Source organism: Pinibacter aurantiacus (assembly GCF_019130065.1).
In the GTDB taxonomy this organism is placed as follows: Bacteria; Bacteroidota; Bacteroidia; order Chitinophagales; family Chitinophagaceae; genus Pinibacter; species Pinibacter aurantiacus.
Map to the genome: position 1 here is coordinate 1 of NZ_JAHSPG010000009.1, position 18,557 is coordinate 18,557.

Genomic DNA, 18,557 nt, shown 5'->3' on the forward strand with positions numbered 1-18,557 from the left:
TGCTTTTAATCGAATACAGCCCAGGCTGAGCCATGTATAGACAAAAAAGAGAGCACCACTATTGTGATGCTCTCTTTTATTATAAAGCGATTTATTAGTAGTCGTTTCTTCTTCCACCGAACTTGTTCTTGTTGTATTGTGCGAACTGAATTTTATCGATCAATAGGATTACTACAGTTCAAGTGTGCGACGCAACAATGTCTAACAGAAATCCCTCAGGTGACCCAATAAAAGACTTGTTTTAGAATTTAGGACAAGGAATATTTTTCTTACCGTCGCTTGCCTGTTTAATGTAAATCAGTGAAATTTCGATGCCGCCACGACTTTGGCTGGCCGTTTTAAGGCTTGAAGTATTAACATCGTAGGTTGCGCCCAGTCTAAAATCAGAAAACTCAAAACCTACGTACGGTATAATGGCATCTTTAAAACGATACCAGCTTCCAATATAAAAGTTTGTAGGATGCTCTTCATCGCCTGTTGCATTTATAGCAACCGCACCACCAATAACAGTTTCATAAGCACCACTTTGGCGACTGTGTAAACCACTGACGTGGAGAACCGCATTATCTGCAATGGGAAAATAGCCGCCGGCATGAAATGTTACTCTTGGGTCTAGAACGTAATATCCGTTTGTGAAAGATTCTTTAGGTCTGTTAATGTGATAAACCGAAAATCCCGCGTAAAAGTTATTGTAGCCTGTTGTTGAGCCGCTATAAAGGAAACCCGCGTTGAAGTCGAAGTAGTTTACATTAAGCTTTGTGTTTGCAAAGGATTCGCCGCTCGGATTTGACCAGTTTCCATCAAGGTCTAACTGGTTTTCAAAATGGAGCCTTGTTGCGTCCAGGCGTTTGTTAGAATATGCGCCCTGGAAGCCGATCCCTATTTGGTGCAAGCCGTCTTCGTCCAGGCCTTTGTGATAGGAGGTGGAGATTGCAAGAAAGTTGCTATTCAAAATACCATCTGCGGTTCTATCGGTCATGGCCATTAAACCTACTCCCCAGGTATCGGTGTAAGGAAGTTTTCCGGAAAGAACGGGGGCGTCAACAGAAACAGTTGAAGTAATAAATGCCTTACTGATTGCAGGCCATTGATTCCGGTAGTTACCGGCCACCCGAACAACTCCATCAAATTTTCCCGTAAGCGCAGGATTTAATGTAAGTGGGGAAGCAAAGAATTGAGAAAAATGGGGATCCTGGCCAAATGACTTTGTGGCCAAAAACAGTCCCATTGCACAAAAGCAGAGAATTTTTTTCATCAGCACAATTAAAATTTAGGGAGCATTACTAAAATCGGGGAATCTCAGTAAAATTTTGGATTAATCTTTTTGCGATCTGCACGGTAAGTTAGAAAAAAAATGGCTTACATCTGCACTTTATTTCCAAAAGCCAAATCACCCGCATCGCCCAGACCGGGAACGATATATCCCTTGGCAGTTAACTCGTCGTCAATGGCTCCGCACCAGATCTTAGCCTTGGGTTCACTGCGGAGAACATACTCAATTCCAACGGTGCACGCAATGGCACAAACAACGTGAATTTCTGCCGGGTGTCCTTCGTCTCTTAAGTACTGAATTGTCTTTACCAATGAAGCGCCGGTCGCGAGCATTGGGTCAGAAATAATCACTGTTCTGTCTTCGAGTTCAGGACATGAAACGTACTCGAGGCTTATTTCGAATGAGCCGTCTTTATGGTGTTTGCGATAAGCTGAAATAAAAGCATTGTCTGCCCTGTCAAAATAGTTAAGCAAGCCCTGATGCAAAGGAAGTCCTGCTCTTAAAATGGTTGCTAAAACGGGTTGCTTGCTGAGAAGATTGCAAACTGATGTTCCAAGCGGCGTTTGAATGTCAGTAGGCGTATAAGCGAGCGTTTTGCTTATTTCTATGGCTGCCACTTCGCCAATCCTTTCGAGGTTGCGGCGGAATCTCATTCTGTCATTTTGGATATCGACGTTGCGTAACTCGGAAACCCAATCACTTAATAACGAATATTGTTTACTTAGGTTGACAACCATTTAATTTTGACTTTTGAATGATTAAATTTCAACTTTGCATCTCAAAACTATAATCTTTCGAGAGAAATTATAGAGATTTCCATCAACAATGTAAATATTAATAAAAATGGTTTATAAAGCAATCGGAATAATGAGCGGCAGTTCGCTGGACGGATTGGATATTGCGTATGTGCACATACAGGAAACAGGTGGTAAGTGGAGCTATGAAATTCAAAATGCTGCGATTTACAGTTATACTTCAGAATGGAGCAATGCGCTAAAGAACGCCGGAAAGCTTTCTGCGCTTGATTTACAGATATTTCATACAAAGTATGGGAGATTTATCGGAGAGCAAATTAACCAGTTTATTGATGATTTTAATTTGCACCATAAGGTCGATCTGATTGCTTCTCACGGTCACACTGTTTTTCACGCGCCGCAAAGTATGATGACCTTCCAGGTTGGGGACGGAGCTTCTATTGCAGCGGTTACGGAGCTTCCCGTAGTAAGCGATCTCCGGTCACTTGATGTTGCGCTGGGCGGCCAGGGAGCTCCTATTGTGCCGATTGGCGAAAAACTTTTATTGAGCGGGTATAATTTCTTTTTAAATCTTGGGGGCATTGCAAATATTTCATTCAATAACCCCGAGAAATATATTGCGTTTGATGTATGTCCTGCAAATGCGGTGTTGAATGCGTTCGCAAAGAAAGATGGGAAAGCTTATGATGAAGGCGGCGCTTTGGCGGCAAAAGGAAATGTGAATGAAAGGATTTTGAATGAGTTGTCTGGTTTGGAATATTACAGTTTGCCATATCCTAAATCTCTGTCGAATGATTTTGGGAAAGACGTTATTTATCCGCTGATAAACAATCATGGTTTATCTACGGAAGATGCACTGGCAACGGCAGTTGAGCACATTGCTTTGCAAACCAAAAAAGCGGCTCAACAAATCATCAAAGATTTTTCGCTGGCAGGAGATCAATATAAATTGTTGGTTTCTGGAGGTGGTGCTTTGAATGATTTCCTTGTAAGCAGATTACGTGAACAATTGGGCGAATGGAATATTGTTGTAGAAATGCCAGATAGAACTTTGGTTGAATTTAAAGAGGCTATCATTATGGCTTTGATTGGCGTATTGCGTTGGCGCGAAGATTACAATGTGCTTGCAAGTGTTACAGGCGCAAAGCGCAACAGCGTTGGAGGTGCATTGTGGCTGGGTGCTTCGTAGTATTGAGGAGACATTATTATCTGATCAAATAAATTTTTTTGTCACATGAGGAAAACAATCTTCGCGTGTTGTATACTGTTAGTATTTGCATTTGGAAGCACGAATTCGAATAGTGTGATACATCTTATCAGTAAGAAGCAGTATGAGAAAATGTTTGCTCATCACAACGCTATATTTACCTATGAGGCTTTCGTTCAAGCGTGTAAAGCTTTTCCAGCTTTCTGCGGTGAAGGCGATGACAAAACGAAAAAGCGGGAACTGGCTGCTTTTTTTGCAAATGCATCGCAAGAGACGACGGGTGGCTGGAAGGATGCGCCCGGTGGCAGAGAGGTTTGGGGCCTGGTGTATACAGAAGAGCAATCCTGTAAAGACGGGCATTGCACTCAATACAATATTTCAGGTACCAGTGATTATAAACCGGTGCCAGGCAAGTCTTATCATGGTCGCGGGCCTTTGCAAATTTCATACACCTACAACTACGGACTCGCTGGCGATGAACTTAAACTTCCATTACTTGATAAGCCTGAATTAGCGAGCACCAATGGTGTCATCTCTTTTAAAACAGCGATTTGGTTTTGGATGAAAGCCCAGGGAGCCAAACCTTCATGCCATGATGTAATGACGGGTAAATGGCAGCCCAATGACAAGGACAAGGAACTACACCGCGAACCTGGCTTCGGCATGACCATAAATATTATCAATGGAGGCGTTGAATGCAGTTCTACTGATCCTGCGATTGTTGACAATAAACAGAACAGGATCGACTGCTATAAATACTACGCCAAAGTTTTGGGCACTACGGTGGATGAGCATTGTGATTGCAAAGGGATGGGAACTTACTAGGAATTAGAAATTAGGAATTAGGAGTTAGGAATTGGGTTGAAACTACTGTATTCGTCGCGAGACGCCTAGGTTCTAACTCCTAATTTCTAATTCCTAACTCCTGTTACAGTCCAAGCACAGACTTCAACTTGGGGTAACCTGTTTTACTTACAGATACTTTTGAACCGTCGCGTAAAGTAGCTATGTAGCTATCTTTTTCATAAACATCGAGTTTGCTTATTTCGTTGATGTTTACGATAAAGGAGCGATGTACACGCACAAACACTTGTGGATTCAGGGTTTTTTCAAAAAATGACATCGTTTTGTTTTTCAAAAAAGCGCCTTCTTTGGTAACAATTTTTACGTAATCATCTGCAGCTTCGAGATAATTGATTGTATCAACAGGAATGATCTTGATCTTACCGCTGTTCTTTACCACCACTCTGTTGTTTTGAGAGGGCGATTCTGCTGCGCTTTCGAGCAATGCCTGCGTGTTTGCCGCACTGCTTTTTTTTGCACCATTGTTATTGGCGGATAAAAATTTTTGAACGGCTTTATCAAAACGCTCTTTGCTATAAGGCTTCAACAAATAATCTATTGCGTGGCTTTCAAATGCTTTGATTGCATATTCGTCAAATGCTGTGGTGAAGATTACAGCAGGTGGTTCTTCTATCAGCTCAAGCATTTCAAAGCCATTTATTTTCGGCATTTGAATGTCGAGGAAAATCAAGTCTGGCTTGTGTTGCATAATGGCTTTCACGCCTTCAAAACCATCGTTGCATTCCTGTGCGATTTCTATATCTGGGTATGTTTGAAGATATTCTTTAACTATCATAATAGCCAAAGGTTCGTCGTCTATAATAACTGCTTTCATCTGTGCTTTTTTATTTCAACTCAAAAATTGTTAGCTCAAACCACCGGTTCAAGTTCTTGCATTTTGGGTTGTGGTATTTTAATGGTGGTTATAAATTGGTGGTCTGTTGCGTTTGTTGTGAGCAGATCATTAGCTGAAAATAACAGAAACAATCTTCTTTGCACGGAGCTTAAACCAAAGCCTGTACCCCTTTTGGGATAAGCAGTTTCAGGATCGAATGGATTTTGCACACAAACGTTAAGGTAACCATTTTCATCTTTGTTGGCTGTGATGCTGATGGTCACTTCACCCATGGTGTCGTACAGGCCAAACTTAATGGCATTCTCAACAATAGGTTGCAGAACCATGGGCGGAAGTTGAAGTTTGCCGGTGTTTTCGTCGCATGTTACAACAGTATTGAGACGATACCCGAAGCGCACTTTCTCAATATCAAGATACAGTTGCAGGTAATCCAGTTCTTCTGAAAGCGTTGTCCATTGCTGGTCTTCTTTTTTTATACTGCCTCGCAAAAAATCGGATAGTTGCTCAATCATTGTGCGCGCTTGCTGAGGTTTAATGCCAATGAGCGCGTTGATCGAGTTAAGACTGTTGAACAAAAAATGCGGTTGTAGTTGTTGTCTGAGCTTGAAAAGTTCTGCATCTTTTGCTAGTTTTTCTATTTCATTTTTGCGATCATCTCTTAGCTTTTGCTCTTTCAATGTGTTTAAGAGAATTGTTAGTAAAGACTGCCAGCCCAACATGATCGCAATCACCCCCATTCTAACCGGAACAGAGGACTGAAAAAACTCTCTGAAGCTTGCATCGTTTCTAAAAATGGCCAACAGTATCAGGTAGTCAATTAAAACCAATATGCCGGTAAGTGCTGCGCAAAAAACGATGAGGTACCAAAGTTTTTCTTTCTGCGGCAAATAATATTGAAAGGTGTTGTTTACGATCATGAAACCGCCTACAAGCAACGTGTTGGTGATACAACTGTCTAAAATTCCAATCTTTAGCGCAAAGCCCATTTTCTGTATGATGATCGCATGCAGGATTCCCCAAATGCACCAACATACTGCAAGAATGCTGTGGAGAACTATGCGCGGAGATTTTGGTACTGTTGCCAAGGTGTTGTGTGTTTAAACTGCTGGAATTGCACTTTTTTCAAGGGAGCCTGTTAGTTTGCCTGCTTTATCTTTTATCATTTTCAGGTAGCCCGATTCATCGCTGTATTCCTGTATTTGGGAAAATACTTCTGCGCCATCTGCAAGTTCTACAATTGGCTGCAAAGTGCAGACATCAATGAATTTCCATTGTACAATTTGCTGGTCATCGTTAAAAAAAGTTTCTGATTCTTTATTTCCGATATTTCTGGCTTTATCAAGTGCCTGCGCCGGATTGACAGCTTTGATCAAGCGAAGTTGTTCGTCAAATTGTGGAGTATGATTGCCATCTCCACATATAATCTGGTACACCAGTTTTGTAAGATACCAATTCATATAATTGAAAGTTGAAAATTGAAAATTGAAAATGGAGAGAACCGAAAGTTGAAAATTGTTCCTTAAAAATTGATAGTGTTCGAAACCTCTTTAGCGTAATCGAATTACAGCATCATTTTCAATTTTCAACTTTCAATTCTCCATTAATTAAAAGCTCGTGATTTCGATTCCGCCGAAGACTGCGTTTGCTTCGAGCAACAATATTTTATCAGAGGCGACCAGGTTTTCCGGACGTTTGTCCTCTACGCCGCCAAACACACTATTGTTCTCCAGTTTGATTTGCCAGTGCGGTGGAACCAATAATCTAACGCTGCCAAACACGGCGCTAACATCCATTCTCGCAACCGTTTCTATTTCGGCTTTCAAAAGATTTATCTCAGAGCTGCCAAACACAGCGTTCACATCCCCACCCAGAAAGTTTTTAGAGATAACACTCTTTCTTGTGCTGGCAAATACTGCGTTTTCATCAATCATGTCTCCATTTACTGGAACTGCCGGTGTGCTATAATCGAACTTCTTATGTTCTTTCCAGTAGCGGTTGATGTCGGTTTGTCTTCTTTTGTCTTTGAAGATGAAGAAAAGACCAAAACATATGATTCCGATCGGCCAGGTGTAGCGATACAAATTCATTTCGGGAAAAAAGTCGCTGACAAGAAAAAAGAGTCCCACTAGAATTGGCATCAGCCATCCTATGCCGTTAAAACGATGCTTAATTCCTATGAGAATACCTACCGCTATTGGTATCATTTGCCATGACAATAACCATGACGGAACAAAAGCGCCCATTTCCCTAGCGATTAATAAACCACCGACTCCGAGCAGGATAATGCCTACAAACACTCTTGGCGTTCTAACTTTTTCGCGGTAATATTTTTCGTTGTCCATTGTGTAAATTTTATTCAAAACTATATCGTGAAAGATAGGTTAACAATTGCATTTAGGCAATTACAGTCAAAACCTCGGTAAGCGACATGAAATTGGCGGTAAAATTTTGCAGATGTCAACAATAGGCTTCACATTATAATAATGCGGCGATGAAAACCTATCCGGCTTATGATTGTTTTTAGTTGTACTTAACGACAAAATTTTACGTCATGGAAAAACTATCAGCTAATACCAATGCGTTGAATTGGTTTGAAATTCCGGTTACCGATACTGCGAGGGCAAAAAAGTTTTATGAAACCATTTTCGACATCAAGATGGAAACAAATGAAATGATGGGAATGGAGATGACTTCATTTCCTTTCACCATGGAGCCCACTGGTAAAGTTTCGGGTGCTTTGGTAAAGGGGCCCATGCACAAACCATCGATGGATGGTGCGGTAATTTATTTAAATGCCAATCCCGCCATTCAAACGGTGGTTGATAAAATTGAGGCCGCGGGCGGAAAGGTCATTATGCCAAAGACATTGATCAACGAAGACATTGGTTACATGGCATTTTTTGTGGACACAGAGGGCAATAGAATGGGATTGCACGCAGGTTCGTAAAATTCCGTAGAGACGCATGAAAATGCGTCTCTTTTAACAACGACGTGTTGCACTACAGCAGACGTTCCTGCGGTGCGACACGCCGCATGGCAGGAGACGCATTTTCATGCGTCTCTACGGGGTAAAAAATGTAAAATTGTCTCCGTCAAACAACCCTTTATCGCTCAGTTTGGCGTGTGGAATTACCAGAAGCGCCATGAAGGAAAGGGTCATGAAAGGTGCTGAAAGGGTAGAGCCAAGAGATTTTGCAGCTCTGTCAATGGCGGCGTATTGTTCTGCAATCGCATAGCCATCTTTATTACTCATTAAACCAGCTACAGGTAGCCCGAGAACCATTTCAACATCTTTTCCAACACAGCTTACGCCACCTTCTTTTTCTATTACGAGATTTACTGCTTTGCACAGGGTTTCATCGTCCACGCCAACAGCAACGATATTGTGACTGTCGTGCGCCACCGATGAAGCGATGGCGCCTTGTTTCAAGCCAAAGTTTTTAATAAAGGCCTTCGCGATCGGAGCAGGATTGTAGCGATTCACCACGACTATTTTCAGTACATCTGTTTGCGTATTGCTAACAATATTGCCATTTTCGACGGTTGGCGGTAATAGCAACTTATTAGTAATTAACTGACCGTCCAGTGCCTCCATTACCACGATTTCCTTTTCTCCGTTCCATTTGGTTGAAAAGTCTTCTACCGTTTTTGGGGAGCAATGAAAATTGTTGATGATGGAAGCCGGTTTAGGAACAATCAGCGATTTGCCGTTTTCAGCGACCAGCTCGCCATCAATAAAAGTCTTAAGCACTTTAAATTTGTCAAGATCTTCAACGGCGATGAAATCGGCTTTATCTCCCTTGCGCAAAAAGCCGACATCCAGCTTGTAATGTTCAATAGGATTGATACACGCTGCCTGCAGGACTTTGAAAACATCAATTCCTTTTTTCACCGCTCTTGCACAAAGCTCATTGATGTGACTTTCCGCAAGACTGTCCGGGTGTTTGTCATCGCTGCAAAACATAATGTTAGCGCTATGCTCATGCAGTAAGTCGACCAATGCTTCAAAGTTTTTAGCGGCGCTTCCCTCCCTGATCAGGATTTTCATTCCATACCTCAACTTATCAAGGGCTTCTTCGATGGTAAAACATTCGTGGTCGGTGCTTATACCTGCGTCAATGTATTGTTTTGCCTGATCACCTCTTAACCCCGGTGCGTGACCATCAACGGGCTTGCCTAAGCGCTTTGCGGCGGCAATTTTTGCCATCACATCTTTATCTTGATGGAGAACGCCCGGAAAGTTCATCATTTCCGTGAGGTATTTGATGTCATCGCTTGCGAGCAATTCTTCAATATCGGTAACGGTAACTTCTGCACCGGCAGTTTCAAAAATAGTGGCTGGCACACAACTCGGAGCTCCAAAGTTGAACTTAAAAGGAACCGTTTTCCCGTTTTCAATCATGTAACGAACGCCCTCCACACCGCAAACATTGGCTATTTCGTGAGGGTCGCTTATAGTGGAGACTGTACCATGCACAACAGCCAACTTCGCAAATTCGGACGGCACGAGCATAGAGCTTTCCACGTGCACATGAGAGTCGATAAAACCGGGAAGTAAATAGGGTAGATTTTTATCAGGCTCTGAAGAGAGGATTGCTATCTCTTTTATCAAGCCATCTTGTACGTTAACAGCTCCTTTAAAAATCTTTTTATTTACTATATCAACGATATTTCCTTGTATGTTAAAATTCATCTGCCAATCACTTTTTGTTTTTACAAATAAAAATCAGTGCACATCTGCCAAATCAGTGTCATCCGTGTGCCTCTCTTCTTAATTCAGGAACGGGTTATTTCTTTTCTCAAATCCAATCGTCGTCGCCTCGCCGTGACCCGGATAAACCTTTACGGCATCGGGTAAGGTAAAAAGTTTTTCCCTGATGCTGTCGATAAGTGTATTATAATCACCACCGGGAAGGTCTGTGCGGCCGATGCTTAGTTTGAAAAGCACATCGCCGGCAATAATAAACTCCTGTTTTTCGCAATAGAAACAAATATGGCCCGGAGCATGTCCGGGGGTAAAAAGAACCTTCAGTTCATCGTCGCCGAGTTTAATTGTGTCACCTTCTGTCAAAAAATGCATAGGACCGCTATAATTTTCAAAAGGAAGGTTGTAATATGTGCCTGAAACGGCTGCCCGTTCAAGCAAGGGGACATCTTTTTCGTTTAAATAAAGTGGTAATTGCCAGGTATCGTGTACGAACTTATTTCCAAAAACGTGATCAAGGTGGCAATGTGTATTTAGCAAATACTTCGGGCTTAGTTTTTGCTGCTCTATAAAATCCTTTAACCTTTCTTTTTCGTTATTAAAATAACAGCCCGGATCGATGACGCAACAATCCAAATTCTCGTTATATAAAACATAGGTGTTTTCCTGAAGGGGATTGAACGCAAAAGTCTTAACTTGTAACATAGATATATTTAACAGTGATTAAGGCGAAAAACCATAATTTTAATTAACAATTAATGGCTATGCAATTTCCGAAGAATAATTTGTTAATGAACGGTTGTCGATATTTTACTTTTCTTATTTTATCCGTATTGCTTGTTTACTCTTCCAGTGATCTGTTTGCCCAGGTGAATACAGTTGAATTTGGAAAAAACAGGGTTCAATACCGAAAATTTAAGTGGGAATATTATCAAACGAACAACTTCAATAGCTATTACAGTCAGGGCGGAGAAGGCCTTGCAAAATATGTGGCTCAAATGGCGGAGGAGGAATTGGGAGGGCTTGAAAAATTTGCGGAGTACGCTTTACAAAGACGGGCCAACATTATTATTTACAACAGTTATGATGATATGCAGCAAACCAATATTGGTTTGGCCGGCGATTTTCAGATCACCGGAGGCAATACTAAATTGGTAAACAACAAAATGATTGTCTACTACAATAGCGATCACGCCAACCTCCGCATCCAGGTAAGGCAGGGAATTGCGAAAATATTATTGGATAACGTGTTGTTTGGAGATGACCTTGGAGAATTTGCTGCAAATAAAGCGCTTCTTGATCTTCCGCAATGGCTCATTGACGGGTATGTGTCTTACGCCGGTGAAAACTGGAGCACAGAACTGGACGATCAATTGAAATCTGTTTTGATGTCTGCCGATTACAAAAATTTTTACCAGTTTGCTTACGCAAAACCACAACTCGCAGGGCATGCTTTCTGGCATTACATCGCAACGAATTACAAACAGGAAAACGTTACTTATTTTTTATACCTCGCCCGCATTTACAGAAATCTGAACACTGCATCGATGCGCATTTGCAAACAGAAGTTCAAGGATGTGCTGCAGGAGTTTATGGATAAAGAATCTGAAAAGTATTACAAAGACATTCGGGGAAGAAGAAATAATCCCAAAGGAAATTTGTCTGTAACAGAGGATATAAATCAGAACAAAGATTTTTTCAACTTTTCCCCTAACCCTGCTCCTAAAAGCCAAACGTATGCAGTGGTAGAATATAAAAGAGGAATAGAAAGAGTTGTGTTGTATGAAAACTACGTGGACAGAAAAGTGCTACTGAAAAATGGAGTTATCAATCCAGATAATAAACCCAATCCTAACTATCCGATGATGGCTTGGGATCCGAAAGGCACAAGGCTGGCGGTAATTTATAATTCTGAAGGGAAGATCAGGTTCTTTATTTATGACATGGTTTCTAAACTGAAAAAGAACAAACAGACAATCGAGGGCTTTGATCAGATACAGGACATGAGTTTTATGCTAAATGCAAATACCTTGTTGTTTAGCGCGGTTAAAAAAGGACAATCCGATATTTATACTTACGACATAGAGAAGAACGAGACGAAACAGATCACGAATGATATTTGGGATGACCTCGATCCATCTTTCGTAGCATTTCCGGGTAAAACAGGGATTATTTACTCATCTAACAGACCTTCAGGAAAAGCAATATCCTCCGATACAGTGTTGCCTTCTCACAACAGGTATAACATTTTTCTTGTAGACAACTGGAACCAGAGCGAGTTTAAGCAAATTTCACAGTTAAGTAATATGCAATGGGGAAATGCCCGTTTCCCGGTTCAGTACAACAACACACACTTCACATTTGTAAGTGACGAAAATGGTGTGGCAAACAGGTTTGCAGGTTTCTTCAGCACCAAACGAGCAGGAGTAGATACCATTTACAAAATAGGAGATGATATACTGAGAAACCCGGATTATAAAGATGTTGATTCATTGTTGCGTGCTCACAAAAAAGATGAGCCGGACACTATATATACATTCTCTGTAACACTGGATTCTGCCTATGTTTTCCCAATGACCAACTATCAAAGTGGCATTAAAGAAACAAAGGCAGCCGGTGAGCGCGGCGTTGTAAGTGAAACAAGACAAGAAGGTGATTTGAAACTGTTATACAGATTAAAGGTTGACGACAGTACTTTGAGAAGAAGAAATGTAAATCCTAAAACAACAGAATACAGGGCAAAGACGATAGCTGATGCGAGAATGAATTCTGCGGAGCTATTGCAGACACAAGACGACCAAAGCAAGAAGCAGAATAACGTTTTTGAGAATGAATTTGAAAACGAAAAACAGGACTCGGCAAAAAATGCAAATCCTGAAAATGGTAATTCGAATGTAGCACCGCCACCCCCAACGGTTTTGGACAAGGCGAAACATTATGATTACAGGTTGAAGTTTTCTGCCGATCAAATTACCACTTCCTTATTCAACAATGATGTTCTTGTTACGAGGTTTGATCCATACACAGGGTCTGTGCCGGTAACGCTTAGCAGCAATAACGGATTCAACGGTATGTTCAGCGTGTCGGTATATGATCTGTTTGAAGACCTGCGTTTCACAGGCATGATTCGTATTCCGTTAATTAACACCGGCGGTAGCGGTTCTGTATCCGTTGGAAATGGTGGGGGACAAACGGGAACGAGTTTGTTTATTCCCGGAACAGGTTCTTTGTTCAACTCAGGCGGCGAGCAAATGGCGAGGTTTGATTATCTGAAAAAGAGAATTGATTACTCTATCATTTACTATCGCAAAACTGATGTGGGTACCGATTACACCGGTCATATAATGAAACAATACACCAACTTGTTCCAGGGTATTATGAAATATCCTTTCAACAGAGTTAAGAGCGTACGCTTTTCATTTGGTGTAAGAAGCGATAAATATGTATACAAAGGAATGTTTGAAGATCCATATTCTGTTCTCATCCCCGATGTAAAACAGCTATATGGTTTGTTCCGACTGGAATATGTTCACGACAACACCGTTCAGAAAACAACTAACATCCTGAACGGCTTGCGTTACAAGGCATATGTCGATTTTAATACAAGACTTAACAAGCAGGAAAATGTTAACCCAACAGGGTTCAACGTTGGCTTCGACGGTCGTTATTACAAACCTATATTCCAGAATTTCATCTGGGCGTTCAGGGCTGCGGGCGATGCCTCTCTTGGTACACAGAAGATTGTGTACTACCTCGGCGGTGTGGATGGCTGGCTTGGACCTAAAGCTTATAGCCAACCTGCGCCTCCAACAAATACGGAATATGCATTCCAGTCACTGGCGGTAAATGTGAGAGGTTACAAACAAAATATAGCCAACGGCAATAATGCATTTGTGATGAATAGTGAGTTCAGGTTCCCTGTATTCAGTACGCTGATTAAGAAGCCGATCAATAATGCCTTTATACGTAATTTCCAGGTAACTCAGTTCATCGATCTTGGAACAGCCTGGGATGGCGAAGTAGGAGGAATTAAAAGGCCGGAGCAAGTATATGGCGAGGGTGATTTGTTAGTGAAATTGAAAGCCGGAGGTGTTGGACCGTTTGTAGGTGGTTATGGCTTTGGTGTACGCAGTACATTGCTTGGCTACTTTATCAGAATGGACACAGGCTGGCCAATGGGAAGATTCTTTGGTGGCAAACCTCTGTTGTATTTCGCCATGGGTGTTGATTTCTAAACGATATTTCAAATAAAGAAAAATATAGATTAAAGCGGTTTCGCTCTGCAAGGCTTGTAGCCTTGCAGTTTTATTTTATTGCCTCTAGCAATGTGTTATCGCCAAAATCGAGTAAAAAATAATCTGATGAAAAAATATAAATGGGGCATTTTAGGTGCTGGAAAAATTGCCGAAAAATTTGCAACGGCCATCGAATACACAGAAGGTGCAGAGCTGTATGCAATTGCATCACGTAATAAACAGAAGGGACAGGATTTTGCTGTAAGGCATGGCGTGTCTGTTGTTTACAACGACTATGAAAGCCTTGCAATGGACGCAAATGTTGATATTATTTACGTGGCCACACCGCATGCTTTTCACTGTGAACATTCCATTTTGTGTTTGCAAAACAGCAAAGCTGTTGTATGCGAAAAGCCCATGGCATTAAGCTATGCGCAAGTAGTGAAAATGATTGGAGCGGCCCGTGAGTACAATGTGTTTTTTATGGAAGGCATGTGGAGCAGATTTATGCCTTCGATCAACAAAGCACTGGAGTTGATTAAGCAGGATGTTATTGGAGAAGTGCAGTACGCAAGAGCCGATTTTGGATTCAATGCTCCGGCAGATGAAAACAACCGCTTGTATAATTTAAAACTCGGCGGAGGATCGTTATTGGATGTGGGCATTTATCCTTTGTTTTTAGCTACCTTATTATTTGGCGAACCAGGTTCCATACACAGCGCCTCAAAGCTAACCAAAACAGGTGCTGACGAGTACTGCAATGCTCTGTTGAAATACAGTGGTGGCAGGTCGGCTTCTATTTTTTCTTCCATCACCATGAACTCGGAAAAAAATGCGGAGATAATAGGAACTAAAGGAAAAATCATTTTACAAGCGCCATGGCATAAAGCAACGGACATGCTAGTCTCACTTAACGACGGAGACAAGCAATCGTTTTCTATGCCGCACGGCAGTAATGGGTTTGAGCATGAAATAATGCATGTAATGGATTGCCTTGATAAAGGTTATAAAGAATCACCACTCATGCCCCATGACTTCACATTGACAATGAGCCGCACGATGGATATTATTTTGCATCAGATGGGAGTAAGTTACAATGACTGAATAACTGATTAACTGAATAACTGAAGGTCGAATTTCAATTTTACAGTACGAATATCAAACATTCAGTTATTCAGTTAATCAGTTATTCAATTGGGCGAATTCAATTCGCCCCTACTGCAATGTCCTTCACATTTCCCGTTCTCTTCAAAACGCCCCAATGTTGGAGTTCTCCTTTGATTGCCTTGCGGAATGATTTGAACAGTATATAATACATCAGCCAGCGGTAAATCAAACGCTGAGGGAACAGCCACCACAGCTTGCCATATTTTTCTTTTTCGAAACTGAAAGCAAGAATGGATACGGCTCCATCTACCAACATAAAGATGAAGTAATACGAAAGTATTTTAGCTGCGTTTCCGGTCAATATGCCGATAATCATAAACACATCTGCTAATGGTGCAATTGCCGGTATCATAAACTGGAAGATGAGAATGTTTGGCAGTGCCAGCCAACCGAGCCATTTGTATTTCCAGTTGAACAACGCGTCACGATTTTTCCAGAAAGTTTGCATAACGCCAAAGCTCCAGCGGAAACGTTGTTTCAAAAACATTTTCAGTGATTCCGGCGCTTCTGTCATCGCGATCGCTTTGTTCTCGTTTTTAACGGTGTAGCCACAACGTAAGATGCGAATGGTTAAATCGCAATCCTCTGCGAGTGTATCTGTAGTAAAGCCACCGGCATCTTCAATGGCTTTTTTGCGGAATGCACCAATAGCACCGGGAACGACGGTAATTGCATTAACTGCCGCAAAGGCTTTACGATCGAAATTCTGACTCGTGATATATTCTATCGACTGCCACTTCGTGAGCATGTTGACTTCGTTACCCACTTTTACATTTCCTGCAATGGCGCCTATTTCATCTGCTCCTGGCAATGTTGTAAGAAACTGCTGCATCAGTTTGGAGATAGCGTCTGGTAGCAGTTTGGTGTCAGCATCAATACAAACTACATAGTCTGCTTTGCTTTGCAAAATGCCATAGTTTAATGCAGAAGCCTTACCACCGTTAGGTTTGGTGAATACTTTTACTTTTGGCTCGTCCGCAAAGAAGTTGCTCACTTTGTCGTAGGTAGCGTCTTTACTGCCATCATCGATAAACAACACTTCAAAATTTGGATAATCTGTTTTGAGCAAATTACTAAGTGAGCTTACCGCATTCACTTCTTCGTTGTAAGCCGGCACAATGATCGATACAAGCGGGAAATCCTTTATTGTTGGCGCTACCAATAGCTGTTTATCTTTTTTATTCTGTCGCGATGCAAGAACTGCCATCAGCAATATCCGCCCAAGGGATAAGAAAATAAACACCATGAATAAAGAGAACAATATTCGTCCGCCCCAGTAGCCAAACTCAGCAAGGTAATAGTTAAACTGCATCAACGTATAACCACTGCCTTTAGGAACCGGCGGCATAAGCTCGTCCTTCTTTTTATGCAACAGTTCAGAAAGCGTGATGAAGGTATATCCGTTGTCTTTAAAATACTTAATGATCCTTGGAAGTGCTTTTACTGTTTGAGTTCTGTTGTCGCCACCCGCATCGTGAAGAAGGATGATACCGCCCATTGTGTCAAGCTCTGCTTTGCGATCAATTATTCTTTGCACAATACTATCCGCACTCACACCAGGCTCCCAATCTTCCGGATCGATGGACTCGCCCACATCCAGATAATTCTTTTGACGCGCCAGTGCCACAGGTACCAATTCTTCCATTGTTTCAGGCATTGCATCCGCATTGTAAGGTGCACGGAACAGAATGGTAGAATGGCCTGTTATCGCTTCAATAAGCAAACGCGTAGATTCAAATTCAATATTGGCTCTTCGCTTACTTACGGTAGCCACATTGGGATGGGAGAATGTGTGGTTGCCAATTTCATGCCCCTCATTATAAATTCGTTTTACAAGAGGAATATTATTCTCTGCATTTATTCCCAAAAGGAAGAACGCGGCAGGTACATGTTCCTGACCAAGAATATCCAGAATTTGCGGCGTGTAAATTGGGTCAGGGCCATCATCAAACGTGAGGAGAACCTGCTTCGGACTTACCTTTCCATATTTTTTTACAACAAACATAGAAGGTAAGCTCAGGTAGTGTTCCTCTGCAATAAGCATTTGTGCAGAATCCAATTCTGTGGTGATCTGTCCGTTTGTGGGAGTAGACAATACATCCAGTATTTCACCATCGCCAATGTAATCCACATCATTACTTGATTCAACGCTGGCGAAATCTCCAAAGTCAAAATGTTGAAGTGCCGCAACACCCATGTCCTTGTCATAAAAGTCCCAAAGGCGACTATCTTCCGAACCAAGACGCCATAACGCAACACCACTCAAGCCATATTCTGTTGCAAAACGCATGGTGTTGAAATTGGTAGCGGCGTCTGTAAAGTAAACTTCATGAGGGGCATCGTTATCGTCGAAATAAGAAAAATGAAGATTGTAAGTGTTGTTGTTGAAATCAATTTTACCCTCACTTTCCCGGGCTGTTGTCAATGCTTCCTGGTAAGTTACGTTAGAAGCCTGTCCATCTTTTGGCCAGTCATAACCATAACCGGCAAGACAAAGAATTATTTTTTCCGAAGGAATATTTTTAGCCGCTTCGTCTACCGCGGCCTCTATCCATTTCTGTGCACTGACAGGGCCGGGAGATGACATGTCGTAAAACTGATCATATGCCATCAGGAAAATGTAGTCATTGCATTTCGCGAGTTCTGTGTAGTTATAGTCCTCATTGAAAGGCATTACATCCTGTGAAACCAGGTAGCCTTTTTCATGAAGGCGGCTATACAATTCTTTCTGGAACGCTATGATCGGCTCATCTTTTTTCTCAACCAGGTCCTCAAGGTCAACGTTGATGCCTGCAAAATTTCCTTTCGATAAAACTTTCAGAATATCCTGGATCAAACGCTCCTTCTTCTTTGGATCGTTAATGATGCGGTGCACTGCCGCGCCATTAAATGTTCCCTGGAAGTTGTTTGAAAGGATCGGCATGACCTTTACTTTCGACTCCTTCATCAGCTGATAGGCGCGATCATCAATATTGGTGTATAAACTATCGCCTTTAGGATCGATGAACATCCATTCAGGGATCACCAGGTTAAGTTTGGAAATATTTCTTCTTAAAGAAAAATAAGATTGTGGATCCCAGGCCACATAAAATGCAGCGCGAATACCACAATTAAAGGGGTAAAAAGGTCGTCCCTCAGCTCCGGTAAAAGGATTGAGTTTATCAACGTCCACCGGGTTTTGAGAATACCTGTTAATATAACAACCAAGCTGCTGGTTCTTGTCCATTTTCGTATCTATATATGAACGGAAGCCTGCATATTGCTTGTTGATCTTATTGTCGCGGAAAAAAGCCTGGTTTGTTTGAAGGATCTTTTTGTACGCCTCATTCTTTTCTTTCAGTTGGGGAATGCTTGGTTTGTAATCACGTACCAATGTAATAGTAATAATTACAATGCCTAAAACAGCCAGAAACAATAAAATACGACTGGTCCATTTAAAACGTTGCCAGCGGGTGGCGGAATTCGTTTGAAAGACCTGTGTAGTAGAAGGGTTCATAATGAAATGATATGAATTGC

General features: G+C 41.6%; 14 protein-coding genes. 5 read left to right on the plus strand and 9 right to left on the minus strand.

Annotated features, from left to right (window positions below; genetic code table 11):
- Nucleotides 1–241: 241 nt before the first annotated feature.
- A complete protein-coding gene (locus tag KTO63_RS12690; protein WP_217791682.1) occupies nucleotides 242–1,255 on the minus strand; it encodes a PorP/SprF family type IX secretion system membrane protein in 1,014 nt (337 codons plus the stop codon).
- Nucleotides 1,256–1,359: 104 nt separating this feature from the next.
- The gene (upp, locus tag KTO63_RS12695) at nucleotides 1,360–2,010 is read right to left on the minus strand and encodes a uracil phosphoribosyltransferase (RefSeq protein WP_217791683.1); all 651 of its coding nucleotides are present in this window, start codon (nucleotides 2,008–2,010) and stop codon (nucleotides 1,360–1,362) included.
- Between the two features lie 106 nt (nucleotides 2,011–2,116).
- Here upp and KTO63_RS12700 point away from each other — a divergent pair, with 106 nt between their 5' ends.
- Nucleotides 2,117–3,217: an anhydro-N-acetylmuramic acid kinase gene (locus tag KTO63_RS12700; protein WP_217791684.1), complete on the plus strand. Its 1,101-nt coding sequence runs from the start codon at nucleotides 2,117–2,119 to the stop codon at nucleotides 3,215–3,217.
- Between the two features lie 45 nt (nucleotides 3,218–3,262).
- On the plus strand, nucleotides 3,263–4,060 hold the full coding sequence (locus KTO63_RS12705) for a chitinase (RefSeq protein ID WP_217791685.1): 798 nt from the start codon (nucleotides 3,263–3,265) through the stop codon (nucleotides 4,058–4,060).
- 103 nt (nucleotides 4,061–4,163) lie between these two features.
- On the opposite strand, the gene KTO63_RS12710 is transcribed toward KTO63_RS12705, so the two are convergent.
- The 4 genes from KTO63_RS12710 to KTO63_RS12725 all read right to left on the minus strand — a co-directional run bounded on the left by KTO63_RS12710 (nucleotide 4,164) and on the right by KTO63_RS12725 (nucleotide 7,276).
- Nucleotides 4,164–4,913, minus strand: a complete 750-nt coding sequence (locus KTO63_RS12710; protein WP_217791686.1) for a LytR/AlgR family response regulator transcription factor — start codon at nucleotides 4,911–4,913, stop codon at nucleotides 4,164–4,166.
- Between the two features lie 35 nt (nucleotides 4,914–4,948).
- On the minus strand, nucleotides 4,949–6,019 hold the full coding sequence (locus KTO63_RS12715) for a sensor histidine kinase (protein WP_232373157.1): 1,071 nt from the start codon (nucleotides 6,017–6,019) through the stop codon (nucleotides 4,949–4,951).
- Between the two features lie 12 nt (nucleotides 6,020–6,031).
- Complete coding sequence (locus KTO63_RS12720; RefSeq protein ID WP_217791687.1) at nucleotides 6,032–6,391, minus strand: DUF4288 domain-containing protein; 360 nt, start codon at nucleotides 6,389–6,391, stop codon at nucleotides 6,032–6,034.
- 147 nt (nucleotides 6,392–6,538) lie between these two features.
- Nucleotides 6,539–7,276 (minus strand): LiaF transmembrane domain-containing protein, encoded by a 738-nt coding sequence (locus KTO63_RS12725; RefSeq protein WP_217791688.1) that lies wholly within the window; start codon nucleotides 7,274–7,276, stop codon nucleotides 6,539–6,541.
- Between the two features lie 209 nt (nucleotides 7,277–7,485).
- Here KTO63_RS12725 and KTO63_RS12730 point away from each other — a divergent pair, with 209 nt between their 5' ends.
- On the plus strand, nucleotides 7,486–7,881 hold the full coding sequence (locus KTO63_RS12730) for a VOC family protein (protein ID WP_217791689.1): 396 nt from the start codon (nucleotides 7,486–7,488) through the stop codon (nucleotides 7,879–7,881).
- Nucleotides 7,882–7,995: 114 nt separating this feature from the next.
- Here the strand turns inward: KTO63_RS12730 and ade are convergent, their stop codons facing one another.
- Both ade and KTO63_RS12740 read right to left on the minus strand, forming a co-directional pair.
- Nucleotides 7,996–9,627 carry an adenine deaminase gene (gene ade, locus KTO63_RS12735; protein WP_217791690.1) on the minus strand — a complete coding sequence of 544 codons (1,632 nt, stop codon included), beginning with the start codon at nucleotides 9,625–9,627 and terminating at the stop codon, nucleotides 7,996–7,998.
- 78 nt (nucleotides 9,628–9,705) lie between these two features.
- Nucleotides 9,706–10,344: an MBL fold metallo-hydrolase gene (locus KTO63_RS12740; protein WP_217791691.1), complete on the minus strand. Its 639-nt coding sequence runs from the start codon at nucleotides 10,342–10,344 to the stop codon at nucleotides 9,706–9,708.
- 53 nt (nucleotides 10,345–10,397) lie between these two features.
- Between KTO63_RS12740 and KTO63_RS12745 the strand changes: the two genes are divergently transcribed.
- A complete protein-coding gene (locus KTO63_RS12745) occupies nucleotides 10,398–13,874 on the plus strand; it encodes a hypothetical protein (RefSeq protein WP_232373158.1) in 3,477 nt (1,158 codons plus the stop codon).
- Between the two features lie 126 nt (nucleotides 13,875–14,000).
- Nucleotides 14,001–14,978: a Gfo/Idh/MocA family protein gene (locus KTO63_RS12750; RefSeq protein WP_217791692.1), complete on the plus strand. Its 978-nt coding sequence runs from the start codon at nucleotides 14,001–14,003 to the stop codon at nucleotides 14,976–14,978.
- A 100-nt stretch (nucleotides 14,979–15,078) separates the two neighbouring features.
- Here KTO63_RS12750 and KTO63_RS12755 read toward each other — a convergent pair whose 3' ends face one another.
- A complete protein-coding gene (locus KTO63_RS12755; protein ID WP_217791693.1) occupies nucleotides 15,079–18,537 on the minus strand; it encodes a polysaccharide deacetylase family protein in 3,459 nt (1,152 codons plus the stop codon).
- Nucleotides 18,538–18,557 lie beyond the last annotated feature (20 nt).